This is a genomic window from Streptomyces sp. P1-3, assembly GCF_050613155.1.
GTDB lineage: Bacteria > Actinomycetota > Actinomycetes > Streptomycetales > Streptomycetaceae > Streptomyces.
Window position 1 is genome coordinate 3715971 of sequence record NZ_CP192512.1, and the last position, 13323, is coordinate 3729293.

General features: G+C 72.9%; 12 protein-coding genes. 5 read left to right on the forward strand and 7 right to left on the reverse strand.

The window, feature by feature from the left end; genetic code table 11:
* The 3 genes from ACQUSR_RS15830 to ACQUSR_RS15840 are packed head-to-tail and all read right to left on the reverse strand — an operon-like array spanning position 1 to position 2806.
* Positions 1-918 carry an ABC transporter ATP-binding protein gene (locus tag ACQUSR_RS15830; protein ID WP_431043212.1) on the reverse strand — a complete coding sequence of 306 codons (918 nt, stop codon included), beginning with the start codon at positions 916-918 and terminating at the stop codon, positions 1-3.
* Positions 915-1808 (reverse strand): ABC transporter permease, encoded by an 894-nt coding sequence (locus ACQUSR_RS15835; RefSeq protein WP_431043213.1) that lies wholly within the window; start codon positions 1806-1808, stop codon positions 915-917. The genes ACQUSR_RS15830 and ACQUSR_RS15835 overlap by 4 nt, the downstream gene beginning before the upstream one ends.
* A complete protein-coding gene (locus tag ACQUSR_RS15840) occupies positions 1805-2806 on the reverse strand; it encodes an ABC transporter ATP-binding protein (RefSeq protein ID WP_431043214.1) in 1002 nt (333 codons plus the stop codon). The genes ACQUSR_RS15835 and ACQUSR_RS15840 overlap by 4 nt, the downstream gene beginning before the upstream one ends.
* A 258-nt stretch (positions 2807-3064) precedes the next feature.
* Between ACQUSR_RS15840 and ACQUSR_RS15845 the strand changes: the two genes are divergently transcribed.
* The 4 genes from ACQUSR_RS15845 to ACQUSR_RS15860 all read left to right on the forward strand — a co-directional run bounded on the left by ACQUSR_RS15845 (position 3065) and on the right by ACQUSR_RS15860 (position 7534).
* Entirely contained in the window at positions 3065-3928 is an 864-nt protein-coding gene (locus ACQUSR_RS15845) for a M24 family metallopeptidase (protein WP_431043215.1), read from the forward strand.
* Positions 3925-5739: an SDR family oxidoreductase gene (locus tag ACQUSR_RS15850; RefSeq protein WP_431043216.1), complete on the forward strand. Its 1815-nt coding sequence runs from the start codon at positions 3925-3927 to the stop codon at positions 5737-5739. The genes ACQUSR_RS15845 and ACQUSR_RS15850 overlap by 4 nt, the downstream gene beginning before the upstream one ends.
* A gap of 165 nt (positions 5740-5904) precedes the next feature.
* Positions 5905-6972 (forward strand): MerR family transcriptional regulator, encoded by a 1068-nt coding sequence (locus tag ACQUSR_RS15855; protein WP_431043217.1) that lies wholly within the window; start codon positions 5905-5907, stop codon positions 6970-6972.
* Complete coding sequence (locus ACQUSR_RS15860) at positions 6965-7534, forward strand: RNA 2'-phosphotransferase (protein WP_431043218.1); 570 nt, start codon at positions 6965-6967, stop codon at positions 7532-7534. The genes ACQUSR_RS15855 and ACQUSR_RS15860 overlap by 8 nt, the downstream gene beginning before the upstream one ends.
* On the opposite strand, the gene pspAB is transcribed toward ACQUSR_RS15860, so the two are convergent.
* The 3 genes from pspAB to ACQUSR_RS15875 all read right to left on the reverse strand — a co-directional run bounded on the left by pspAB (position 7535) and on the right by ACQUSR_RS15875 (position 10058).
* The gene (gene pspAB / locus ACQUSR_RS15865) at positions 7535-8137 is read right to left on the reverse strand and encodes a PspA-associated protein PspAB (RefSeq protein WP_431043219.1); all 603 of its coding nucleotides are present in this window, start codon (positions 8135-8137) and stop codon (positions 7535-7537) included. It abuts the gene before it with no gap.
* Positions 8138-8144: 7 nt separating this feature from the next.
* On the reverse strand, positions 8145-9047 hold the full coding sequence (htpX, locus tag ACQUSR_RS15870) for a zinc metalloprotease HtpX (RefSeq protein ID WP_431043220.1): 903 nt from the start codon (positions 9045-9047) through the stop codon (positions 8145-8147).
* 99 nt (positions 9048-9146) lie between these two features.
* A complete protein-coding gene (locus ACQUSR_RS15875; RefSeq protein ID WP_431043221.1) occupies positions 9147-10058 on the reverse strand; it encodes an LLM class flavin-dependent oxidoreductase in 912 nt (303 codons plus the stop codon).
* 235 nt (positions 10059-10293) lie between these two features.
* Here ACQUSR_RS15875 and ACQUSR_RS15880 point away from each other — a divergent pair, with 235 nt between their 5' ends.
* A complete protein-coding gene (locus ACQUSR_RS15880; protein WP_431043222.1) occupies positions 10294-11184 on the forward strand; it encodes a Cof-type HAD-IIB family hydrolase in 891 nt (296 codons plus the stop codon).
* Between the two features lie 65 nt (positions 11185-11249).
* Here the strand turns inward: ACQUSR_RS15880 and ACQUSR_RS15885 are convergent, their stop codons facing one another.
* On the reverse strand, positions 11250-13115 hold the full coding sequence (locus tag ACQUSR_RS15885; protein ID WP_431043223.1) for a M23 family metallopeptidase: 1866 nt from the start codon (positions 13113-13115) through the stop codon (positions 11250-11252).
* Positions 13116-13323: the final 208 nt, after the last annotated feature.

Below are 13323 nucleotides of genomic sequence, written 5' to 3' on the forward strand. Positions count from 1 at the left end.
TCAGGCCGCTACGAGGTAGGAGAAGACGCTCTCCAGGGACTCGTCGGAAGGCGAGACCGTGAGGAGCCGGATGCCGTGGTCGCGGGCGACCCTGGGCAGCAGTTCGGTGAAGCGGGCGAAGTCCACGGCCTGGACGCGCAGTTCGCCTTCCCTCGTGTCGACCTCGATGCCGGAGGTGGACGGGTCGGCGATGAGGGCCGCGGCCAGCGCCCGGTCGTCGCTGGACCGTACGAGGTAGCGGTGCGGCCGGTCGGTCATCAGGCGGCGGATCTTGCGGAAGTCGCCGGAGGCGGCGTGCCGGCCCGCGACGACGACCTCGATGTGCGCGGCGAGCTGTTCGACCTCCTCGAGGATGTGGGAGGAGAACAGGACCGTGCGGCCCTCTGCGCCCATCCGCCGCAGCAGGTCCATCAGCTGCATGCGCTGCCGCGGGTCCATGCCGTTGAACGGCTCGTCCAGGAGCAGCACGGACGGGTCGTGGACGAGGGCGGAGGCCATCTTGACGCGCTGCCGCATGCCCTTGCTGTACGTGTCGATCCTGCGGGTGGCCGCCTCCTCCATCTCCACCGTGGCAAGGGCCTTCTTGGCGGCGGCGACGGGGCGTTCCAGGCCGTGGAGTTCTGCGTTGGCGAGCACGAACTCGCGGCCGGTGAGGAAGTCGTACATCGCCTCGCGCTCGGGCACCAGCCCGATGTGGCGGTAGGCGTCCTCGTTGTGCCAGATGGGGCGGCCGTCGAGGGTGACGGTGCCGGTGGAGGGCGGCAGGAAGCCGCCCATCATGTTGATGAGGGTGGACTTCCCGGCTCCGTTGGGACCGAGCAGACCGGTCACGCCGGGGCCGATGGTCATGCTGACGTCGTTCACGGCGACGACGTTTCCGAACCAGCGGGAGACGTTGTCGATGGCGATGGTGCTCACAGCCCCACCTTCCGGTAGCGGCGCGTCAGCAGCCCGTACGAGCCGGCGATCAGGCCGAGGACGACAAGGAGGTAGACGGCGCCGGTGCCCGCGTCGGGGCCGTACCCGCCGGGGAAGTTCGAGGTCGCGCCGAGGAACGCGGTCTGTACGCCGTCGATGAGGGTGATCGGCGAGAACAGGCCGAACCAGCTGATGGCGTCGGTGTTGTCCTGGTTGAACGCGATGCCCTGGATCACGCCGGTCGCGGCGTAGCTGATGGTCAGTACGGCGATCACGGCGGCGACCCCGAAGCCGCGGCGCGGCGTGACCGCGGCGATGACCAGGCCGATTCCGGCGAAGAGGAGGGAGAGCAGGGCCACGGAGACCAGTCCTTGCGCGAAGCCCTTCGTCTGTTCGGCGAAGTCGAGCTTGGCGAGCAGGGCGCCCACGTACAGGATCAGCAGGGGCGCGGCGGTGAGGATGAAGAGCGCGGACGTCATGGCCGCGAACTTGGCCGCGACGTAGTCGGCCGACTTGATGGGGCGGGAGAAGTACAGCGGGACCGTCTTGAAGCGCAGGTCGCGGGAGACGGACTGGGGTGCCTGGGAGGCGACGTAGAGGCCGATGACGGCCTGGAGGTACAGCGCGTACCTGGTGTACTCCAGCGGCAGGCGGCCGGTCTTCATGTAGACCGCGACGGCGACGATGATCAGGGCGGGCAGGCACATCACCGCGAACAGGATCATCGGCAGGACCTTGGACTTCGCCGAGCGGCCGAGGCCGTAGGCGCCGCGCAGGCTCTGCGAGAACAGGGAGCGGCGGGCGTAGGCGCGGCCGAGGCGCGGGCCGTCGTAGTGGCGGTAGCCGATGTTGTGGATGGAGGCGCCGCGCGGAGCGGTTTCCGTGCTCATGCCGCTCCCTTCTTGGTGTGGGCGGCGGTGTCGTGGTCGATGCGGGGGCCGGTTTCGTGCTCGTGGCCGGGGCCGTTTCCGTGCTCGCGGCCGGGGCCGTCGCGGAAGATCTCGGCGATGCGGTGGCGGCGCTGCTCCATGCGCACCAGGCCGACCCCGAGGTCGGCGACGGCGTCGCGGACCGTGTCGTACGTGGCGTCCCCGCGCTCGGCGTCGAGGTCGACCAGCAGCAGGACGCCGTCGGCTCGCACCGCGAGCCCGGCCGCGGCCAGCCGCTCCCGCAGCGCGTCCTCCCGGTCGGTGACCTCGACCGCGAGGGAGGCCGTGGCCTGGGTGAAGTCGCTGGTGGAGCTGGCGCGCAGCAGCTTGCCGCCGTCGATGACGACGACGTGGTCGCAGGTGCGCTCCAGTTCGCCGAGCAGGTGGGAGGTGACCAGCACGGAGATGCCGAAGTCGGTGTGGACGCGGCGGATCAGCGCCAGCATGTCGTCCCGGCCGACGGGGTCCAGGCCGTTGGTCGGCTCGTCCAGCAGCACCAGCCGCGGGTCGTGGACGAGGGCCTGGGCGAGTTTGACGCGCTGCTTCATGCCGGTGGAGTAGCCGCCCATGGGGCGGTAGCGCTCCTCGTACAGCCCGACGTGGCGCAGCGTGTCGGCGGTGCGCTCGCGGGCGGCGGCGGGCGGCAGCCCGGACATCCGCGCCATGTGGACGACGAACTCGGTCGCCGAGACGTCGGGCGGCAGGCAGTCGTGCTCGGGCATGTAGCCGACGCGCTCGCGGATGGCGCCGCCCTCGGTGGCCACGTCGAGGCCGAGGACGCGGGCGGTGCCCTCGCTGGCCGGGGAGAGGCCGAGCAGGATCTTGATGAGTGTGGACTTACCGGCGCCATTGGCACCCACCAGGCCGGTGACGCCCGGTGTGATGTCGACGGAGAGCCGGTCGAGCGCGGTGACACGGGGGTACCGCTTACTCAGGCCTTCGGTGGAAATCACTGTCACGCGTTCGACCGTAGTGGCGTGCGCCACAACAATCGTCAAACCTGACGGCTGGATTCCGGCGGTCGGCGCGTCGTCCTGCGGTCTGACCGACCCGTAGGGGCAGGGGGGTCCGGATGAGACGACAGTCGGTGTTACCGAGGGTATCCACAGGTACTGCGGGGCCCTTGACTCAGCCCCCGGGGATTGTCACATTCATCAGTGTCAACTTCGGGCGGGGCTCAGACATGGGCAGACGGGCGGGTGGCGATGATTTCGGCTGTGGACCGGCTGGGCCGGCGACTGGGCGCCGACCTCAGTGGGGTCCGGGACGAGCTGCGGGGCTTCAGAGACGTGCAGCGCCTCAGCTACGAGTGCGCGGAGGCGGTCGCGGCGCGGCTGCGACCCGGGGTGACGGAGCGCGAGGCGGCACGGATGCAGCGGGAATGGCTGCGCGAGCGCGGGGTGCGGGACTGGTTCCATCTGCCGTTCGCCTGGTTCGGCGACCGCACGGCGTTCACGAACTTCCGAATACCGTTGCAGTTCTTTCCCACGAACCGGGCGCTGGAGCCGGGGATGCCGTTCATCCTCGACATGGCGCCGGTGTTCAAGGGGTACACGGCGGACATCGGGTACAGCGGCTGCCTGGGCCTCAACCCCGTGCACGACCGGCTGCTCGCCGACCTCGAAGCGCACCGTGAGCTGATCCTGCGCGAGGTGCGGGAGCGGCGCTCGCTGCGCGAGATCTACCAGGACGTGGACCGGCTCATGGCGCGCCAGGGGTACGCGAACCGGCACCGGGCGTATCCGTTCGGGGTCATCGCGCACAAGGTGGACCGGGTCAAGGAGCGGCGCTGGACGCCCCACCTGTTCGGGTTCGGCACCCAGAGCCTCAAGGGGCTCGTGTCCGACGCGGTGCACGGCCACCGCGAGGGCTGGTCCCCGCTGTGGAGCCCCTACCGCTTCTCCGACCACCCGCCGCAGCCGGGGCTGTGGGCGGTCGAACCGCACCTGGGCTTCCGGGGCACGGGCGCGAAGTTCGAGGAGATCCTGGTGGTCACCGACTCCCGGGATCCCGAGGAGAGCGCGTTCTGGCTGGACGACGATCTGCCGCACGTGCGGCGCTGGAAGGGGGAGTCCGCATGAGCGGTACGACGGCGGGAGGCGGGAGCGAGAGCGTGCCCGAGGACGTGGTCGGGGGCGTGACCGAGCGCCGGGTGCGCAGCGGCGAGGTGGAGCTGTGCGTGGTCGAGTGGGGCGACCCGGAACAGCCGACCGTTCTGCTGGTGCACGGCTATCCGGACAGCAAGGAGGTGTGGACCGACGTCGCCCGGCGGCTGGCGGACCGCTTCCACGTCGTGGCCTATGACGTGCGGGGCTGCGGGCGGTCCAGTGCGCCGTCCCCGCTGCGCGGCGGCTTCACACTGGAGAAGCTGACCGACGACTTCCTCGCGGTGGCGGACGCCGTCAGCCCGGACCGGCCGGTGCACCTGGTCGGCCATGACTGGGGCTCGGTGCAGGCATGGGAGTTCGTCACCGTCGAGCGCACCGAGGGCCGCATCGCCTCCTTCACCTCCATGTCGGGGCCCTGCCTGGACCACTTCGGGCACTGGATCAAGCGCCGGATGACCCGCCCCACCCCGCGCCGCGTGGCCCAGTTGCTCGGCCAGAGCGCCAAGTCCTGGTACGTGGCCGCGCTGCACACCCCGGCCCTCCCCGAGGCGGTCTGGCGGGGCCCGCTCGGCAGGCGCTGGCCGAGGATCCTGGAGCGCGTCGAGAAGCTCCCCGCGGGAGCGGCGGGCGGCTATCCGACGGCGTCGCTGCCCGACGACGCGGCACACGGCGCCTGGCTGTACCGGGACAACGTGCGGGAGCGGCTGCTGCGGCCGCGCCGGGACGCCATCGCACACGTCCCCGTGCAACTGATCGTGCCGACGGGCGACGCCTTCCTGTCCGAGCGGCTCTATGACGACCTGGACCGCTGGGTCCCGCGGCTGACCCGGCGCACGATCCCGGCCAGGCACTGGCTGCCGCGCACCCGGCCCGACCAGATCTCCGCGTGGGTCGCCGCGTTCGCGGACTCCGTCGAGGGCGGCGGCCGGGCCGTGCCGGACAAACCGGCCGGGCCGTACGCCGACCGGTTCGGCGGCCGGCTGGTGCTGGTGACGGGCGCGGCGAGCGGCATCGGCCGGGCCACGGCGTTCGCGTTCGCGGAGGCGGGCGCCCGGGTGGTGGCGGTGGACCGGGACGCGGAGGGCGCGGCCCGCACCGCGGAGCTGGCCCGGCTCATCGGCGCGCCACGCGCCTGGGCGGAGACCGCGGACGTCTCCGACGAGCAGGCCATGGAGAAGCTGGCCGCCAAGGTCGCCGCGGAGTACGGCGTGGTGGACATGCTGGTCAACAACGCCGGTATCGGCATGGCCGGTTCGTTCATGGACACCACGGCGGACGACTGGCGCAAGGTGCTCGACGTCAATCTGTGGGGCGTCATCCACGGCTGCCGGGTCTTCGGCCGCCAGATGGCCGAGCGCGGCCAGGGCGGACACATCGTCAACACCGCTTCGCTGGCCGCCTATCAGCCGTCCAAGGCGCTGCCCGCCTACAGCACGTCCAAGGCGGCGGTGCTGATGCTCAGCGAGTGCCTGCGGGCCGAACTGGCGGGCCAGGGCATAGGCGTCTCGGCGATCTGCCCCGGCATCGTCAACACCAACATCACGGCGACGACCCGGTTCACCGGTGTGCCGGAGGAGGAGCAGAAGCGCCGCCAGAGCAGGACCTCGCAGCTGTACGCACGGCGCAACTACCCGCCGGAGAAGGTCGCGGCGGCGGTGCTGCGGGCCGTGGCGCGCAATCAGGCGGTCGTCCCGGTCACCCCGGAGGCACGCGGCGCCCGCTTCCTGGGCCGGATATCCCCCAAGGCCCTGCGCGCGCTGGGGAGGATCGACATGCCGATGTGAGCAGTGCCCGCGCAACCGGACGGTCGTACGATCCCCGGAGCGTCGCCGCCCCGCCCCAGGGCCGCCGCGCCGCCGTCCATGAGGAGTGCCCGCTTGTCCGAACAGTCGCCATCACCGCCACCGGCACCCCTACCGGCGTCCCGGCCGGCCCCCCGGCCGGCGCCGGTGCCCAAGCCCGCCCCCGGGGAGCCCCGGCCCGAGGGGGCGGGTGCGGAGTACCGCATCGAGGAGCTGGCCCACCGCAGCGGCGCCACGGTCCGTACGATCCGCGCCTACCAGGACCGCGGGCTGCTGCCGCGGCCGGAGCGGCGCGGGCGGGCGAACCTGTACGGGGAGGCGCACCTGGCCCGGCTGCGGCAGATCTCCGAGCTGCTGGACCGCGGTTACACCCTGGCCAGCATCAAGGAGCTGCTGGAGGCGTGGGACACCGGCCGTGGCCTGGGCGGGGTGCTCGGGCTGGTCGCCGAGGCCGCGGGGCCGTGGTCCGACGAGGAGACGGCCCGCACCACCCGCGCCGAGCTGGCCGAGTCCTTCGGCGGCGCGCCCGACGTGGCCGAGGCGGTCGCGGAGGCGATGGAGCTGGGGGTGCTGGAGCCGGTGCCCGGCCGCCCCGACGAGTTCCTGGTGCCCAGTCCCGCGGAACTGGCGGTCGCCGTGGAACTGCACTCCGCGGGCGTCCCGCTGCTGGCCATCTCCAACCATCTGCGCGAACTGCGGGGCCAGGTCGAGCACATCGCCGCCCGTTTCCTGGACTTCACCACCGAGTTCGTCTTCGAGCGCTATCTGGACCACCCGCCCAGCGACGCCGAGGCCGCCGAGGCCGCCTCCCTGGTGCGGCGGCTGCGCCCGCTGGCGCAGGCGACGGTCGACGCCGAACTCGCCCGCGCCATGCGCACACTGGCGACCCGCTATGTGCGGCACCGGCTGGCCGCCATCGCGGCCGCCGCGCGCACCGGCGACCCGTCCGACGACGGCGCCGGTCCCGGCCCGTACCCCGGTTCGGAACCGGTGCCGCTGCCCGCCATGACCGTGCGGGCGGTGCGTGCCCTGGCGGGCCCCGACGGCACCGCCGGTTTCATCGCCGCCGCCGCGGACCGCGAGGTGGCCGCCCGCACGATGGACGCCCTCGCCGCACGCCACAGCCCCGTGCGGGAGCCAGACACCCCCGTGCGCGAGCCGGATAACCCCGTGCGCGAGCCGGACGGCGGAGGCACCATGGCAGGTGATGGATGACAGACGCGATGTGAAGATCTCGAAGTACCTGGCACGGCATCTGCGGCATGACCCCGGGCGGATCGGGATCACCCTCGACGCCCACGGCTGGGTGGAGATCGACCTCCTGATCGCGGCGGCGGCAGCGCACGGCTTCCGCTTCACCCGTGCCGAACTGGACCGGGTCGTCGCGTCCAACGACAAGCGGCGGTACGCGGTCGAGGGCGGCCGGATCCGCGCCAACCAGGGCCACACGGTGGCCGTCGACCTCGGCCTGCCGACGGCCGAACCGCCTCCGTACCTCTTCCACGGCACGGTCGCCCGCCACGTGGCCGCGATCCGCGTGGAGGGGCTGCGCCCGATGAACCGGCACGCGGTGCATCTCTCGCCGGACCGCGAGACCGCCACCCGCGTCGGCGCCCGGCGGGGTGGGGGCACCTCCCAGCGGCCGCGCTGGGGGACGATTGTGCTGTCCGTGGACGCGACGGCCATGCGGCACGCCGGACACGTCTTCCAGGTGAGCGCCAACGGCGTCTGGCTGGTCGACCGCGTCCCGCCGGAATTCCTCCGCTTCCCCGGTTGATCAACCGGAGAGACCCGGTGCGCCCCAGACCGGGAACCAGCGGGACAGGTCCTTCTCGACCCGCAGATCGTCCGCGAGCAGCGATCTGATCTGGAGCTCCAGGGCGTTGTCGCGTTTCTCGGTGGCGTCCGGCAGCGGCGCGAAGGGGTAGAAGGTGCCGCGTTTGTAGAGGTAGACCAGCGCCAGTCCGCGGGCGCTTCCCCCTTCGGAAGCACCCCGGAAGGCCATCAGGGAACAGAGCAGCTGCGGGCCGAACCCCGCCTCTTCGAGCGCGGTGTTGACGGCGTGCAGATCGTTGACGAGCGCCGCGCAGTCGTCGGGCGGCTGCCGGGTGAGCAGCCAGGTGTATCCGTAGGAGTCGCGGCTGAACTCCACCGGCGCCCCGCCGCGTTCGGTATCGGCGTCCAGCAGCGCCCGCACGTCCTGCCGCAGCCGCTCGAACGCGCCGCCCTCGACGGTCGCGAAGCACACCGACCCCACCCCGGTCGGGGTGAACCCGGCCCCCGCCTGGAGTGTGATGGCGGCGGACGGCAGCGCGAAGAGCTGGTCGAGATCGGGCCGGACCGGTTTGCTGCGCCCGAGGATGGCGTCCAGGAGACCCACCGGATGATCAGCCCCTTCCGAGCTGCGCGGAGATGCGGCCGAGCTGGTCGAGGCGCTGTTCCAGCGTCGGGTGGGAGGACAGCAGCCGCCACGCGGTCTCGCCGGAGAGCGCGGGCGCGAAGTAGAACGCGTTGAACGGCTCTGCCTGCCGCAGATCCCGGGTGGGGATCCGGGCCATCTGACCGGTGACCTTCGTGAGCGCGGAGCCGAGCGCCGAGGGCCGACCAGTCAGCAGCGCACCGGCGCGGTCGGCGGACAGCTCGCGGTAGCGGGACAGCAGCCGGGTGAGCAGGAAGCTGATCGCGTAGACGACGGCGCTGACCAGGGGGATCAGCAGCATCAGGATCGCGGCGTTGTTGTCGCGGCTGTTGCCCCTGCTGAATCCGCCCCACAGCGCGACCCGCGTGATCAGCCCGGCCAGCACGCCCAGGAACGAGGCGATGGTCATCACCGCCACATCGCGGTGCGCTACGTGCGACAGCTCGTGCGCCAGCACACCCTCCAGTTCGTCCGGCTCCAGCCGCCGCAGCAGCCCGGTGGTGGCGCACACCAGCGCGGTGCGCTCATTACGCCCCGTGGCGAAGGCGTTCGGCACGTCGGTGTGGGCGATGGCCACCCGGGGCTTGGGCATGTCGGCCAGCGCGCACAGCCGGTCCACCGCGCCGTGCAGCTCGGGTGCCTGCTCCGGGGTGACCTCCCGCGCCCCCATGCTGAACGCCGCGATCCGGTCGCTGAACCAGAACTGGGCGATGAACAGGCCCCCGGCGATGAGCAGGATCACCGGCCAGGAGCCGCGCAGCAGCGCCAGGAGCGCGCCGACGAACACCACATAGAGCAGCCCGATCAGGAACATCGTGCTGACCATGCGGGTTGTCAGGCCCCGGTCAGGGGCGAATCGGGTGCGTGCCATGAGGAGCACCTCCACACCCGATTCTGCACCTTCCATCCTCTATGCGACATAAAGGGCCGGGTATGCGACATAGAGGCCCGGGGGTGTGCGCAGCAGCTGCTACACGGCGCCGAGCTGTGCCAGGCCCTCCGAGGCGATCTTCTCGAAGACCGCCAGGTCGGCCGCGAAGTCGGAGTCGGGTATCGGCCAGTGGAGCACGATCTCGTCGATGCCGAGCGCCGCGTGCGCGCCCGCGAAGTCCACGAACGCGTCCACGGACTCCAGCGGCCGGTTGCGGTCCGGGGTGAAGCCGGTGAGCAGGATCTTGTCCAGCTCGGCGACGTCCCGCCCGGTCTCCGCGCACGCCGCGCCCAGCCCTTCGATCTGCCGGGCGATGGCGGCGACGGACTCGGCCGGGGTGCCGGTGTCGGCGATCTTGGGGTCGCCGGTGGTCACCCACGCCTGCCCGTACCGCGCGGCCAGAGCCAGCCCGCGCGGCCCGGTCGCGGCGACGGCGAACGGCAGCCGCGGCCGCTGCACACAGCCCGGGATGTTGCGCACCTCGCGCGCCGCGTAGTGGGTGCCCTCGTACGACACCACGTCCTGCGTGAGCAACTGGTCGAGCAGCGGCACGAACTCGCCGAACCGGTCGGCGCGCTCCCGCGGCCGCCACGGCTCCTGGCCCTCGCCCAGCAGCGCTGTCGCGTCGAAGCCGACCCCGCCCGCGCCGATCCCGAGCGTGATCCGCCCGCCCGAGATGTCGTCGAGCGATATGAGCTCCTTCGCGAGCGTGACCGGGTGCCGGAAGTTCGGCGAGGTGACGAGCGTGCCCAACCGCATGCGCGAGGTCGCCGCGGCGGCGGCCGTGAGGGTCGGCACGGCCCCGAACCACGGCCCGTCGCGGAACGACCGCCACGAGAGGTGGTCGTAGGTGTACGCGGCGTGGAAGCCGAGCTCCTCGGCTCGCTGCCAGACCTCGCGGCCGCCCTCGGACCAGCGGTGGATGGGAAGGATCACGGTGCTCAGTCGCATGGATCCGAGCGTAAGGGGTGGGTACGACATCGGTCTGTGACGGTCGGGGGCAGGCGGCGTACGCAAGTCAGGGTCCGGAGGCGTGCACGGGCCAGGGACCGGAGGCGTACGCGGGCCAGGGGCCCGAGGCACCGGGCGCCGCACCGCACGCAGGTGGCTCGGCGCCGCGCGCGGGTGGCTCATACGCGCACCCCTTCGCGCACCAGTACGACACATGCACGGCATATGCGGGAGGATGGTTGCCGTGACTCCCGCTACCGAGCAGCCCGAGACCTCGGCCCCGGCCCCCGCCCCGGACAGGACGACGGCCCCGGCCGTTCCCCGGCTGATCGCCACCGACCTCGACGGCACCCTGCTGCGCGACGACAAGACGGTCTCCGACCGCACCGTCGCCGCGCTCGCCGCCGCGGAGCGGGCGGGCATCGAGGTCTTCTTCGTGACCGGCCGCCCGGAGCGCTGGATGGACGTCGTCCGCGACCACGTACACGGCCATGGCCTGGCCATCTGCGCCAACGGCGCGGCCGTGGTCGACCTGCGCGACGGCGGCCGCTTCGTCAGCCTGTACCCGCTGGAGCGCGCCGACGCCCTCGACGTGGTGGCGGCGGTCCGCACGGCCGCGCCCGGGGTCGCCTTCGCCGTCGAGCGGACCAGCGGCGTCCACTACGAGCCGCTCTACCCGCCCTTCTCCCTGGATCCGGTCGCAATGGTCGCCCCGGTGGAGAAACTGCTCGCGGCGGACGGCGACCACGGCCACCAGCCGATCCTCAAGCTGCTGGCGCACCACCCGGAGCTCTCCCCCGACGCCTTCCTGGAACTGGCCCGCGCGGCGGCGGGCGCCCACGGGTCCTTCACCCGGTCCAGCCCGACCGCCCTGCTGGAGATCAGCGGCCTCGGCGTCAGCAAAGCCAGCACGCTGGCCCGCGCCTGCGCGGAACGGGGTATCGCCCCGGACGAGGTGATGGCGTTCGGCGACATGCCGAACGACCTGGAGATGCTGGGCTGGGCGGGTACGTCGTACGCGATGGCCAACGCGCACCCGGCGGTCCTGGCCGCGACGACGCACCGTACGGCGGGGAACAACGAGGACGGCGTCGCGCTCGTCATAGAACGCGTGCTGGGGCTCTGAGCGGGACGGGCCCGGGCGTCGGCTTCTGCTTCTGCTTCTGCTTCTGCTGCCCGTCTACTTCCCGTCTACCGCTTCCCGTCCACCCGCGCGGGGAGACTCACCGCGCGCCTGCGCAGCCAGCCCACCGGGTCCACCGCGGAGCGTGACTTCGGGCCGCGCCGCACCTCGAAGTGCAGATGCGGGCCGGTCGAATTGCCGGTGTCTCCGGACAGCGCGATCCACTGGCCCGCCCGGACCCGCGCCCCTGGGGCGGCGAACACGGCCGACAGATGCGCGTACTGCGTATAGGCCCCGCCCGCGTGCCTCAGCAGCACGCTCATCCCGTACGGGCCACCGCACCCCAGTGAGACGACCTCGCCGTGGCCGACGGCCTGTACCGGGGTGCCGACGGCCACGGCGAAGTCCTGCCCGGTGTGCCGGTGCGCCCACCGCGATCCGGCGCGACCGAACCCGGCGGACAGCGTGTAGGCAGCCACCGGGCGGGTCCACGCCGCACGGGGCGCGGCGCGCGTCCCCGCACGCTTGGCCCGCGACGGACCGCCGGCACCGGTTCGGGAACCGGAGGAGTCGGGCTCGTACGCGGACGCGACCGGGGCCGCGGACTCCGGCGAGCCGGAGGAATTGGCGGACCCGGCGGAATCGGCGGAGCCGGCGTAGGGAAGAAGCAGCCCGTCCCTGGTCGCGTCGTCCGGCTCCGCGGCTCCATCGGCATCGACTCGATCGGCATACGGTGGCCGGGTGATCCGCCCGGAGCCGGACAGCGGCCACGCCCTGGGCCGGGCGTCGGGACCGTTCCCGGAGCCTGCCACCGGCCATGCGAAGGGCCCGGAAGCAGAGCCACCCCCGGATCCGGACAACGGCCACGCCCGGGGACCGGAACCACGGCCGTTCCCGGGTCTGGACAGGGGCCACGCCCGAGAACCGGAACCAGAGCCAGAGCCGCGTCCCGTACCCGACAGGAGCCAGTCCCGCGGCGAGGACTCGGCGTCGGAACGGGGGTCGGAGCCGGAACCGGCGCCGGGGTCGGCGTCCTGGAGCGGGGGCCGGAGGCCGGGGCCCCGGGAAACGAAGGAGCCGGAACCCGAGGAACCGGAGCCGGGCCACCCGGGGTCGGACTGCCCAGGGTCAGGCCGCCCGGGGTCGGACTGCCCAAGGTCGGGCTGCTCGGGGTCGGCCCGGTACGACCTCCCGGGCTGCCGGGCCCCTTCGGGCTCGCGCGCCTCGGTGCGGGGGAGCGGCAACCCGGTCCGCGCCCCGGCCGCGGGGCGCGCCCCGCGGCCGGGCACGACGCACTGCCCGTCACGCGCCACGCGCGACGCCGTCCGCCGCAACGTGACCCGCGCCCGCGCCAGCTTCCGCTCGACCGCGTGTATGTCGGCGTTCAGCCGCCGGGCCCGGGCCACCAACTCACGCGTCCGGGCGGCCTCCGCCCGCTCCCGTTCGGCCAGTCGGCGGCCGCTCGCCCGAGACTCGCTCAGCCACCGCGCCAGCGTGCGGTCGCCGCGCAACCGGGAGTGCGCGTCGGCGCCGAGCGAGCGCAGCGGGAGCAGTGCGTACGGCAGTGCGCCGGAGCGGTAGCGCTCGCGGGCCAGGCGGCCCGCCGCCTGCCGTAACCGCTCCGTGGTGTGGCGTTCGTGCCGCAGGGCGCGGGCGACGCGTCGGGTCTCGGCGCGCTGGCGGCGCACGGCGGCGCGTCCCTGTTCGTACCGCCGTGCGACCTCGCCGGCCTTCTGGTGCAGCCGCACCACATCGGCGCTCGCCCGCGCCGCCCGGTCCGCGGCTCGCTCGCGAATGCCGCGCGTTCCGATCTCCGCCGCCGGCGGGGCGGCCGCGAGAGCGGGGCCGTCGCACGCGGGCAGGACACACAGCACCACCGTGAGAGAGCACACGGCTCGGGCGGTGAAGCGCTGCCCGCGGTACGGAGGTCGCATAAAGGGGATGGTGACCCGGCTCCCCGTGCGGTCGTGGCGAAGCCTGCCTGAGCCACGCCGTGCGGCACGCCGAACGGAGCAGCGAACGTCCCCACGACGGGTGTACGAGCGCGCGGCACCCTTCCACCCACGCGCCCGCCCCACCCCGAACCGGCCGATGCGCGGCCCCCGGGGACCGCAGACACGCAGGGCTCGGGGGACAGCCGGT

Bases quoted from the DNA above. Each gene is read 5' to 3' on its own strand.
- ACQUSR_RS15850 (WP_431043216.1), top strand. From the start codon at position 3,925: ATGAGCGGTACGACGGCGGGAGGCGGGAGCGAGAGCGTGCCCGAGGAC.
- ACQUSR_RS15875 (WP_431043221.1), bottom strand. From the start codon at position 10,058: ATGCGACTGAGCACCGTGATCCTTCCCATCCACCGCTGGTCCGAGGGC.
- htpX (WP_431043220.1), bottom strand. From the start codon at position 9,047: ATGGCACGCACCCGATTCGCCCCTGACCGGGGCCTGACAACCCGCATG.
- ACQUSR_RS15885 (WP_431043223.1), bottom strand. From the start codon at position 13,115: ATGCGACCTCCGTACCGCGGGCAGCGCTTCACCGCCCGAGCCGTGTGC.
- ACQUSR_RS15880 (WP_431043222.1), top strand. From the start codon at position 10,294: ATGGTTGCCGTGACTCCCGCTACCGAGCAGCCCGAGACCTCGGCCCCG.
- ACQUSR_RS15835 (WP_431043213.1), bottom strand. From the start codon at position 1,808: ATGAGCACGGAAACCGCTCCGCGCGGCGCCTCCATCCACAACATCGGC.
- ACQUSR_RS15860 (WP_431043218.1), top strand. From the start codon at position 6,965: ATGGATGACAGACGCGATGTGAAGATCTCGAAGTACCTGGCACGGCAT.